Below are 773 nucleotides of genomic sequence, written 5' to 3' on the forward strand. Positions count from 1 at the left end.
ACATGTTGTGATGGTAAGCCAGAGTTCGAAGGTCAAGAGGATAAGCTAGCTCAGGCAGCAGCAAAAAAATGGGAGTCATAGATGATTCATCAAAACTCCATTGCTACCAATTTGATAAATGCCATGAGTGCCTCAATGCCAAACTGGTCGATGAACCTAATCAGGTCTATAAACTTTTGTCATTTATAGAGTAGACTAACTTAATTATACTGCTGATCTTCAATCCTGAAAATGAGGAGTTGGAAAAGCGAATTGAGGCATTTGAAGAAATCGTATCTCAAAACATATCAGAAAATGTTCTGAAAGAAGCAGAGGCTTTACTTGAGGCGAATGGTCGCTATTTTTGTATGCATAGACTGACTGGGRACACTATGAAACGATTAAAACAGCGAGTGGTGCAAAGTTAGCTTTGAAGAGTTTGTTGAAGATATCGATACCAACCATGTCGAGGATGTGCTTTTGCCAGCAATTGAACGTGGAAATTGGGATGAGTTGGAATCACTTGCTGTAATTAATGATTCTGAATTTCCTGTGCTGTTTGAGCAAAATGTATGGGAACTAAGCCAGATTGGTGACAGGGCTATCAAAAAAAATCGCCTGCTATTCAACCATTCAACAAAGAAAAGGCTTTGATGGTTATATTTTACCAAGAAAATATACGTAATGAAAATCAAGTGCTTTGCTGCTAGTGGAGCTACGTGACAGAATATTGGCTAAAATACTCATATTTATCTATTGTTGATACGGTTAGTAAGCTCACAGTGATAGCCAAA

Annotated in this window: 1 protein-coding gene; it reads left to right on the plus strand. The window is 38.1% G+C overall.

The annotated features are described in order from the left end of the window. The first annotated feature begins 459 nt into the window (after window positions 1–459). The gene (locus tag CIK04_RS32985; protein WP_176463474.1) at window positions 460–633 is read left to right on the plus strand and encodes a hypothetical protein; all 174 of its coding nucleotides are present in this window, start codon (window positions 460–462) and stop codon (window positions 631–633) included. The last annotated feature ends 140 nt before the right edge of the window (window positions 634–773 follow it).

It is taken from the genome of Vibrio sp. 03_296, from assembly GCF_002265885.1.